This window comes from Paracoccus chinensis (assembly GCF_900102885.1).
Classification (GTDB): domain Bacteria; phylum Pseudomonadota; class Alphaproteobacteria; order Rhodobacterales; family Rhodobacteraceae; genus Paracoccus; species Paracoccus chinensis.
In genome coordinates this window covers 25193-34578 of the sequence record NZ_FNGE01000021.1, presented here as the reverse complement: position 1 = coordinate 34578, position 9386 = coordinate 25193, and the positions used below count along the sequence as shown (strand labels likewise).

The following is a 9386-nucleotide window of genomic DNA, read 5'->3' as shown; positions in this document are numbered from 1 at the left end:
TGTGTGAAGTGTCGTTTCTCCATGTGTGAAGTGTCGTTTCTGCCCGTTTCATGTGTGAAGTGTCGTTAACCTTGATTCATGTGTGAAGTGTCGTTATGGGTGAAGTGTCGTTTTTTAGCACGAGGCCATATGAACAGCCCGCTTCTTCCCGACCGTCACCCCCAACGCGATTTCTTTGTCTGCGACATCTTCAACGCCGCTCCCAAGGCCGACGTGGGCTCGATGGAGCATCCGATCTTCTCGCTCTCGACCAAGCCCGACCTCAGGCCCCGCCATTACGAGCACAACGGTCTCTCGATCGACATCAAGCCCTCCTCTGACGGCATGGCCACGGTCCACGACCGCGACATCCTGATCTTCTGCATCAGCCAGCTGATCCGGGCGCTGAACGACGGGCGCGAGGTCAGCCAGGTCGTCCGCTTCCAGGCCTCGGACCTCCTGCGCGCGACCAACCGCATGACCACGGGGCGCGGCTACGGCCTTCTCAAGGCCGCGATGGAGCGACTGGCGGGCACGCGCATCTCGACCAACGTCACCACCGGCGGCAAGGAAATCTTCGAAACCTTCGGCCTGATCGAAAGCGCCCGCATCGTGCGCGAAACGCGCGACGGGCGGATGCAGGAGATCGAGATCAAGCTGTCGGACTGGGTCTTCAACGCGATCCGCGCCCATGAGGTGCTGACGATCAGCCGCGACTACTTCCGCCTGCGGCGGCCGCTGGAACGGCGGCTCTACGAGCTCGCGCGCAAGCACTGCGGCAACCAGAAGGAATGGGTCGTGGGGCTGGACCTGCTGCAGAAGAAATGCGGCTCCGCCTCGACCAGCTTCGAGTTCCGCCGTCTCGTGGCCAACGTGATCCGCGAGGACATCGCCCATTCCCACATGCCCGACTATTCAATCCGCTTTTCCGAGGACGGAACGCAGGTCGTCTTCCGCAACCGCGGCACCGCGCCTGCGCCCGAGGCCGAGGTCTTCGAGGGGCTGCTGGACCCCGAGGCCTATGAGGAGGCCCGCGCCGCCGCCCCCGGCTGGGACGTGCGCCACCTGGAAGGCGAATGGCGCCGCTGGTGCGCGGCCGAGGAGATCGAGCCCAAGCACCCTTCGCGCCACTTCGTCCGCTTCTGCCAGTCCTGGTCCGAAAAGCGCGGCCGTCCCTGAGGGCAGGAGGCCGCGGCGATGCGCCGGTTGCCTCGGCCCGGTCGCTCGGGTGAAATGCGGCGCGGCCAGGAGGAGCGGATGGGGTTCAGCGAGGAAACGATCGCGTTGGTCCGGGGGGATTCGCTGCCCGAGATCGGCGTCCTGCTGGCGGCCTCGGCCCCTGACGGGGGGGCGGCGGTGCCGGTCGGGGCAGGGCGGGCGCCCGATCCCGACCGGCTGTTCGACATCGCCCGGCTGAACAAGATGCTGGGCCAGCTGCCGGTGAGCCCGGCCGCGCTTCCGCCGGGCTGCGCCGCGCTCGCTCCCCGGCTTCTGCAGGTGCGGCTGCGCATTGCCGCCATGAACCGCAAGGCCATGGCGGTCACGGCCGAGGCTTCCCGCGCCCTTGCCGGGGCCGGGCTGCGCCATGCGGTGATGAAGGGACCGTTCCAGCAGATGGCCGTCCATGGCGATCCCTTCCGGCGGCCCTCGGGCGACATCGACCTGTTCGTGGCGCCCCGCGACCGCAGGCAGGCGGCGGCAGTCCTGCAGACCCTAGGCTTCGCGCCCATGGAGCAGGAACAGGCGCTCTGGTGGATCCCCTTCCTGGGCGAGCAGCATTTCCGGCGTGAAAGCGACGGCGCCGTCATCGACCTGCATCACCGGCTGCAGCAGGCAGGCCTACCGGACTGGCGGCGTGCGGAAGGCGTGCTGGACCGCACGGCGACGCAGACCCACGAGGGGCAGGCGGTCCCGGTCCTGTCACCCCCCGACGGCTGCCTGCTGATGGCGGTGACGCTGGCCAAGGCGCTGCTGGCGCATGAGCCCTGCGGCTGGGCCGCGACCGAGCTGGCGCATTGGCTCGCCCACCTGACCCCGGCCGAGCGCCGGAAGCTGGACGGGATCGCGGCATCCGCCGGGCAGGGGCACACGCTGGCGCTGGGGATCGCGCTGGCCCGCGCCTGCCACGACCATCCGGCGCTGGCACAGGGGGCCGGGCCCCTGCGCGGCCTACCCACCGACCCGGCTGTCCTGCGCGACCTCGTGTTCCAGCCCTGGCAGCGCCGGGCCGAGGCGCCGCGACGGCGGCAGATGCTGCGGATGCTGGCCGAGGGCCGTCCCCATGTGCTGCTGGCCGAGGCCGCCCGCGCGGCCCTCTCCCTGCGCGTCCAGAGAGTGCTGGAGCGGCGGACGAAGCCCTCAGCCCGCTGAGGACCCGGCCGTTGCCTGCGCGAGCCACAGGGCCCAGCCAGGGGCGCCCGGGGGAAGGACACCCGTTGCTGTGATCCGGCCCGCAACGGGGGCAGGGGGGCTCTCCCAGGGCTGCCCGGGCGGCGGCAGATCGGACAGGGGACCTAGGGGGGCAGAGGCGCCTGGTCCCTGCGCCGCGGCGGCCTTGCGGCGGCGGCGGTCGCGCAGGCTTTCGGCCAGCCTTGCGATCATCGCCGGGTCGGCCAGCCGGGGCAGGGCACGGCTCCAGCGCCGCGCCTTGAGGTCGGCCACCAGCCGCTCGTAGCGCAGGGCGCGGCGCAACTGGCGGTCCACGGCTGCGGCGGCGGCCTGCGCCTCGGGATCGGCCAGGCGGGGCAGGGCGCGGTGGGCCGCCAGCATGGCCTCGACCGTTCCGACCGACAACCGGTGCGAGATCGAGCCCGCGTGCCGCCGATAGGCGTAAAGCGGATCGGGCAGCAGAAGGAAGCGTGCGCCCTCGATCAGCAGCCGCAGCACGAGGTCGTAATCCTCGCCGATCCGCAGCCCGGGATCGTAGCGCCGGTTTCCCAGCACCGCGCGCCGGATCACCGGCTTGAGATAGCCGAAGGCGGGCAGGGCTGGGTCGCCCCCGTTGGCGCGCAGATAGGGCGCCGCCGTCAGCCACATCGGCGCGGCCAGGCCCAGGGACTGCAGCAGGGTGCGGCCCTGCTCGGCCGGGGCGCCGAAATGCACGAGGTCGTCAGCCACGAGATCGGCCCCCGCGGCCTCTGCTGCGGCAACCAGGCGCGCGAGCCGCTCGGGGTGGATCAGGTCGTCGCTGTCCACGATGGCGATCCAGTCGCTCCGGGCTGCATCCAGCGCGAGGTTGCGCGTGGCGGCCGGCCCCTGGTTGCGAGCACTGGCAATGACCCGCACCCGGTCGTCCCCTGCAGCCACCGCCCGCGCGATCGCCACACTATCGTCGTCGGAGGCGTCGTCGGCCAGGATCAGCTCCAGCCGCCGCTCGGATTGCGCAAGAACCGCGCGCATGGCGGCTTCCAGATGCGCCGCGCCGCGGAAGTTGGCCATGATGACCGAAACGACCGGCTTCGACGGATCAGGGGTCGTCATGCAGCTGGTCTCCACGGATTGCACGACATGTGAACGCCTTTCCGTTGACCGACCCGCCCGGGGCTTCCATAAGCCGGGCACCCCCTCGCAGCAACCGCACGGCCGAGGAGCCCGAAGATGCGCCACCTCCCCATCCTTCTTGCCGCCCTGGTCACCCTGGGCCAGCCGCTTTCGGCCGAAACCCCTGAGCCCCATCCCGACACGGCCGGCTTCTTCGAGGATTTCACCGAAGGGCTGGACCGCGACCGCTGGTATGTCTCGGACGGCTGGACCAACGGCGACTGGCAGGACTGCCACTGGTCGGCCGGGGCCGTGCGGGTGCAGGACGGCACCCTCACGCTGTTCCACATCCCCGCGCCTGAAGACGGGGACAGGCCCCCCCGGTGCGGCGAGGTCCAGACCCATGCCCGCCTCCACCATGGCACCTTCGAGGCGCGCATCCGCACCCCCCGCGCACCGGGCCTGAACGCCTCGGTTTTCACCTATATCGGGCCAGTTCACGGCGCCCCCCATGACGAGATCGACATCGAGATCCTGACCCGCGAGCCCGGCGAGATGACGGTGAACACCTATGTCGCGGGCAAGCCCCACAACGGCGGCGCGGCCCCCTCCACGTCCCCCTTCGACAAGGAGTTCCACACCGTCGCCTTCCGCTGGGAGCCGGAGGGCATCACCTGGTACCTCGACGGGCAGGAGGTCCATCGCACCGCCCCTAACAGCCTCCTGCCGACCCATCCCCAGAAGCTCTACATGTCCTTCTGGAGCACGGAGACCCTGACCGACTGGATGGGCCGCCAAGGCCCGCGCCAGAGCCCGCTCGGCTACGAGATCGACTGGGTGGCCTATACGCCGCTAGAAAAGGCGTGCCTGTTCGAGGGATCGGTGACGTGCTTGGACCCCTGAGTGTTGATTTTCACCCGGAACTGACCCGGGTTTGGAGTGAACCCCTCGGGCTGGACCACATCGCACCATCTCAACTAAGCCGCCTTCTGGGCAAACAGGGTTTCAAATTCCTCGGGGGTTCGGTAGCCGAGGGCTGAGTGCAGTCGTTTTGCATTGTAGACCTGCTCGATGAACGTCGGCAATCGGGCTGCTACATCGGCGAAGGTCTCGTAACCGGCCCTGTAGACTTCTTCGACCTTCAGGGTCTTCATGAAGCTCTCGGCCTGCGCATTGTGATAAGGGTTACCGACGCTGCTCATCGAGCCGCGCAAGCCTGCAGCCTCAAGGGCATCACGATAGTTTTGGGATGCGTATTGGCAGCCGCGATCGGCATGATGAATGCAGCCCTTGGGAGGGTTCCTGCTCACGAGAGCCGCGCCCAAGGCGGCGAGCGCCAGTTCCGTGTCCAGGTGCCGTGATAGCGCATAGCCCACAACCTTCCGGCTGCAGGCATCCAGAATGACGGCCAGGTAGCAAAAGCCCGTGGCGACACGAATGTAAGTGAAGTCTGCAACCCAGACCCTGTCCGGTTGATCGGGGATGATGTTGCGATACAGGTTGGGGAAGATCGGGCCGTCGTGCCGGCTGTCGGTCGTGCGCACAAAGCGCTTGCGGGGCTTGATGCCAAGTCCCGCCATCCGCATCACCCTTGCTACCCTTTTGTGATTGATCGCGAGGCCGCGGCGCCGAAGCTCGTGGGTCACGCGCCGATAGCCATAGCAGGGGAGTTCATCCTGGATGTCCTCGATAATGGCGACAAGCTCGGCGTCCGTCAGCACTCCATGTTTCCCGGTCGAGCGATAGTAATACGTGCTGCGCGGCAAGCTCATGGCTTTGCATCCCCGTCTGACGGAGCAGCCCCGGGGCCGCTGATCACGAAGGATCTCTCGCTGCCGTTCGCGGCCGGCATTCGCGGTGTTTTTTTGGCAAGATCCAGCTCCATCGTGAGCTGACCCACCTTCCGCTCGAGTGCTGCGATCCGAGCTTCATACTCGACGATGACGCTGGCTTCGGCTTCCTCGTCATTCAGCTCGCCCCGGTCGAACTGGGTCAGCCACAGTTGAATGAGGTTGGCGGAGAGGTTGTGGCTGCGCTGTGCATCGCGCCGGCCGATCACCCCGGAACGGATGTCTTGGCAGAGCTGCAGCTTGAAGGGCATCGAATGCCGACGGTAGGGTCCTCGTGACGTCATGAGCCTTCTCCGATCAAGGCCGTTCAGCGTATCAGTGTTTCCGGGCCCCGTGGTCCAGCCCGAGGGGTTCACTCCATACCCGGGTCAGTTCCGGGTGAAAATCAACACCCCCTGAGGCTGCAGAGGTGGCCGCTTGCGGCGGAAGACGAGTTCGCATCCTGAACGTTCAAATTGTCTAATAAGACGACTTGCCGACATGCCGGTCCTGCGGCCATGCGGTTGCGAAAGACTACGTTTCCTGAAGCGGGAATCACGCATGCCCCTAGTCCTCGTCCGAACCCCGACCTATCGCCGCCCCGATCTTCTGACCCGCGCCATGCGCTGCCTGCAGGCGCAGTCGCATGAGGAGTGGATCTGCGAGGTGCGCGACGACTGCCCCGACGGCAGCGCCCGCGCCGTGGTCGAGGAACTGGGAGACCCCCGCATCCGCCATGTCTGGAACCGCCCGCAGAAGTTCATGGTCAGGAACCTCGACGACTGCTTCCTGCGCGAGAACCCCCATGGGGCGGATTTCTTCTTCATGCTCGAGGACGACAACCAGGTGCGTCCCGAGTTCATGGCACGGGGCTGCGAAATCATCCGGCAGGAAGGCGTCACGATCTGCCAGCTGAACCAAGTGATCGAGCACGACAGCCGCACCCCGAAGGCCCGCATCGGGGACGAGGGCATCTTCGACGGGATCTTCGACGAGCGCGCCCATGCCCCTGAGGAACTGCACCTGGCGATGTTCGGGGCAGTCGGCCTGTCCAACGGCGCGGTGTTCTGGTCGAAGGACATCCGCCGGGAACTCGCCATCCGGGTCGAGACGATTCCGACGCTGGAGGAATACCTGCGAACGCGGCTAGTGTCCGAGCCGGTCTACATCAGCCGCGAGAAGCTGGCCGTCTGGGCCGAGAACGAGCAGTCCACCACCCGCAACGCGGGCCTCGGCAAGGGCTGGCTGCGGCGCGAGCTTGATCTCAAGGCCTCGGTGACCGCCCTGCAGCGTGCGGTCTGGACGGGAACGCCCGAGCGGCTGCGAAAGGCCTTCCTCGACGGGGGCATCCTGCGCCTGCCGATGGACCGCCGGCGCGAGGCCCTGAGAAAGGCAGGCATCCGGGCACCCGGCGTTCCCGGCGATCCCTCTCCCAAGGCCACAGTCAAGCGGCTGGCCGTGCGGCATGCGGGGCACGAGCACCCTTCCGTTGCGGCCATCCTGGCGCAGACAGCCGGGCAGGGCGCTCGATGAACGAAACGCGTAACGGTTATTCCCGGATCGTCCGCGGATGCATCGGGGCGCACTCCTTCTGGCCTTCGAGGGCTTGGGTTTGCCAGAGCTGGCGGCTAGGATGGTGCCTTAGCTTCCTGCATGATGAAAGGCGCTGACGGTGCGATCCCTTTCGCCGCCACGCCGATTGACGAGGCCGCTTTGTTCCCCATTCCCTTCAGGACATGCTGTTGATGTCGGTGGCGATGTCAGGCGCGCAGGTTACCCCCGCACGGACGCAAGCCAGGGGGATACCTCGGAAGGGCTGGACGATCAGCTATTCGCCCGATGTCCTGGCGGCTTTCGCCGCAATCTTCGGGCTCGCCTTCATCCCTGTCCTGGGCTCGCTGGGAGCGCTGCTGTTCCTGATGAGCGGCATGGCGCTTGTGCTGAGACGTCCCGGCGAAACCCTGGCCGCGCTGCGGCGGGAATGGGCCATCGTCCTGATGGCGCTCTGGTGCCTTATGTCCTTCGTCTGGTCGGACTATGCCTCGCTCACGCTGCGCTATGGCATCCAGTTATGTCTGACCGCAGCGATCGCAGTGGTCATGGCCTACCGGATTGCGCCGATGACCTTTGTGAAGATCATCTTCCTGACCAGTTCGCTCGAAGGGGTGGCAAGCCTCCTGTCGGGCCGCACCCGGGCGGGAGGCATGGGTTATCTGGGCATTTATGCCAGCAAGAACGCGCTGGCAGGCGCGATGGCCCTCCTCATCATCGTGGCACTGGCGGTGCTGATCGACCGCCGCCTGCCGCCCCGCTGGCGCCAGCCCGCGCTTGGCAGCCTGATGCTGGGAACGGTGCTGATGGTGATGGGGAAATCCTCGGGGGCGCTGGTCAGCACCCTGGGTGTCGTCATGATCTTCGGTCTCATCCTGCTTCTGCAGCGCCTGACGCCCCATGTCCGGCTGGTGGCGATCACGATGACGATCGTGCTGTCCGCGGCCGTGGCGGTCCTGCTGTCGTCCATGACGGACGAGTTGGCCAAGGCTTTCCTTGATCTCACCGGCAAGGACATCACCCTGACCGGACGGACCGATCTCTGGGCCGTCGCCCTTCAACAGATCGCCGAGCGGCCCTTTCTGGGGGTGGGCTACCAAGCTTTCTGGGTGCATGGCCAACCTGTGGCCGAGCAACTCTGGGCCGAGTTCGGCATCAAGGGCCGGGGCGGCTTCAACTTCCACAACACCCTTCTGTCGAACGCCGTCGAGATCGGTGTGATTGGCACCGCCCTGCAGACGGTCATTGTCTTCGGTGCCCTGTGGTCCTCGCTTTCCTGGGCGATCCGCAGCCCCTCGGCCGCATCGATCTTCTTCGCCCTGTTCATGGTGCGCCTGTTCCTGCTGATGTGGATCGAGGTCGTCTATTTCTACCAGTTCAACGCTGTGACGCTGACCATCATCGTTGCCGTCTGCTATGGGCGCAGGCTTCGCGAAGCGGAGCGCCTGACGCATTCAGGAGGTTCCCTGGACAAACCGGGCAGACCGGGCCTGCCCGCCGTCACCTAGGCCGTGGCGGCGCGGTCGAGCAGGTCGAGGTAGATGCCGGCGGCACGCTCGGGGCCAAGCGTCTCGGCCACAAAGGCACGCGGGGCGTAGCTGTCCCGGGCTTCCCAGAAGCTGTCGAAACGATCCTCGAGGCCGGTTTCCATGAAGGTCATTCCGCAGCGCTCGTCGAAATAGGGCACCGATGAGACGACAAGATCGGCTGGTGCCGTCCTGACCTCTCGAGGATCGACCAGCCTGCCCTCATCCCAAGCGAAGATGGGCAGCCCCGAGGCCAGCGCCTCCTGATAAGCGAGACCCTGGGTTTCGTGGGATGACAGGAATACCAGTGCCCGTGCGCCCTTCAGGGCCGCCCGATAGTCGGAAAGATGATGCTGTCCATATCTCAGCATCACATGGCTGAGGTTGCGGGCTGCAAGGTGGCGCTGCAGGCGCTGCAGGATGCGAGGCACCATCTCGTCCCGATGCCAGTGGATCTTGTCGTAGATGATGACATCATGGGTCTTGGACCCTGCCGAAAGATCGGGCCAAGCGGACAGGTCGATAGGGGCGAACATGGGCTGGACCCGGTCGCCCAACTTGGAACGCAGAATCCGGCAGGGCCATTCCGAAGGCTGGGTGAAGATGCGGATGTTGGTCCCCTTCGCCACCGCGTCGATGGTTTCGGGCGGTGGAACGTAGCCGGGACCGAAGACGGCAGGATTGGACAGCGCTACATGCTTATAGACCTCGGCATGGCCCGAGATGCCGATGGGCTGCGTGGGATTGCGGCGGGCATGGGCGAAGTCGTTGACATGGACATCAAGTCCAGCCTGCTCCAGCGCCCGCTTGAGGTTGCGAAAGGCGGTGTAGAATCCGGTATAGGGTTGGCGCCGCCGCAAGCCACGATAGGCTGTCCGCGCCAGCAGGTGCAGGTTCGACTGCACGCGCCCGAACGGCCGGTCCAGCGCAGGAAGCTCGTAGCCGTGGTAGAACAGGTCGACTCTGCGGCGGCGGGGCACGTGGCAGTCCTTTCCTAGGGCAAGCCGGAGCGCGCGCAGAG

General features: G+C 66.5%; 9 protein-coding genes. 5 read left to right on the top strand and 4 right to left on the bottom strand.

Going from position 1 to position 9386, the window contains the following annotated elements; translation table 11 throughout:
* The first annotated feature begins 129 nt into the window (after positions 1-129).
* Positions 130-1158 (top strand): replication initiator protein A, encoded by a 1029-nt coding sequence (locus BLQ03_RS15305; protein ID WP_090757198.1) that lies wholly within the window; start codon positions 130-132, stop codon positions 1156-1158.
* A gap of 78 nt (positions 1159-1236) precedes the next feature.
* A complete protein-coding gene (locus BLQ03_RS15300; protein ID WP_175558906.1) occupies positions 1237-2349 on the top strand; it encodes a nucleotidyltransferase family protein in 1113 nt (370 codons plus the stop codon).
* On the opposite strand, the gene BLQ03_RS15295 is transcribed toward BLQ03_RS15300, so the two are convergent.
* The gene (locus tag BLQ03_RS15295) at positions 2338-3459 is read right to left on the bottom strand and encodes a glycosyltransferase family 2 protein (RefSeq protein WP_175558905.1); all 1122 of its coding nucleotides are present in this window, start codon (positions 3457-3459) and stop codon (positions 2338-2340) included. The two genes, BLQ03_RS15300 and BLQ03_RS15295, sit on opposite strands and share 12 nt — an antisense overlap.
* Before the next feature lie 117 nt (positions 3460-3576).
* On the opposite strand from BLQ03_RS15295, the gene BLQ03_RS15290 reads away from it, so the two are divergent.
* Positions 3577-4362: a family 16 glycosylhydrolase gene (locus BLQ03_RS15290; RefSeq protein WP_090757202.1), complete on the top strand. Its 786-nt coding sequence runs from the start codon at positions 3577-3579 to the stop codon at positions 4360-4362.
* 74 nt (positions 4363-4436) lie between these two features.
* Here the strand turns inward: BLQ03_RS15290 and BLQ03_RS15285 are convergent, their stop codons facing one another.
* Both BLQ03_RS15285 and BLQ03_RS15280 read right to left on the bottom strand, forming a co-directional pair.
* Positions 4437-5285, bottom strand: coding sequence for an IS3 family transposase (locus tag BLQ03_RS15285; protein ID WP_139166769.1), 849 nt, complete (start codon positions 5283-5285; stop codon positions 4437-4439).
* Positions 5228-5560, bottom strand: a complete 333-nt coding sequence (locus BLQ03_RS15280) for a transposase (protein ID WP_245688956.1) — start codon at positions 5558-5560, stop codon at positions 5228-5230. Before BLQ03_RS15280 ends, BLQ03_RS15285 begins: the two co-directional genes overlap by 58 nt.
* Positions 5561-5849: 289 nt before the next feature.
* On the opposite strand from BLQ03_RS15280, the gene BLQ03_RS15275 reads away from it, so the two are divergent.
* Complete coding sequence (locus BLQ03_RS15275; RefSeq protein WP_090757193.1) at positions 5850-6821, top strand: glycosyltransferase family 2 protein; 972 nt, start codon at positions 5850-5852, stop codon at positions 6819-6821.
* A 203-nt stretch (positions 6822-7024) separates the two neighbouring features.
* Positions 7025-8347 carry an O-antigen ligase family protein gene (locus BLQ03_RS15270; protein ID WP_090757192.1) on the top strand — a complete coding sequence of 441 codons (1323 nt, stop codon included), beginning with the start codon at positions 7025-7027 and terminating at the stop codon, positions 8345-8347.
* Here the strand turns inward: BLQ03_RS15270 and BLQ03_RS15265 are convergent.
* A complete protein-coding gene (locus BLQ03_RS15265) occupies positions 8344-9345 on the bottom strand; it encodes a glycosyltransferase (RefSeq protein WP_090757191.1) in 1002 nt (333 codons plus the stop codon). The two genes, BLQ03_RS15270 and BLQ03_RS15265, sit on opposite strands and share 4 nt — an antisense overlap.
* Positions 9346-9386 lie beyond the last annotated feature (41 nt).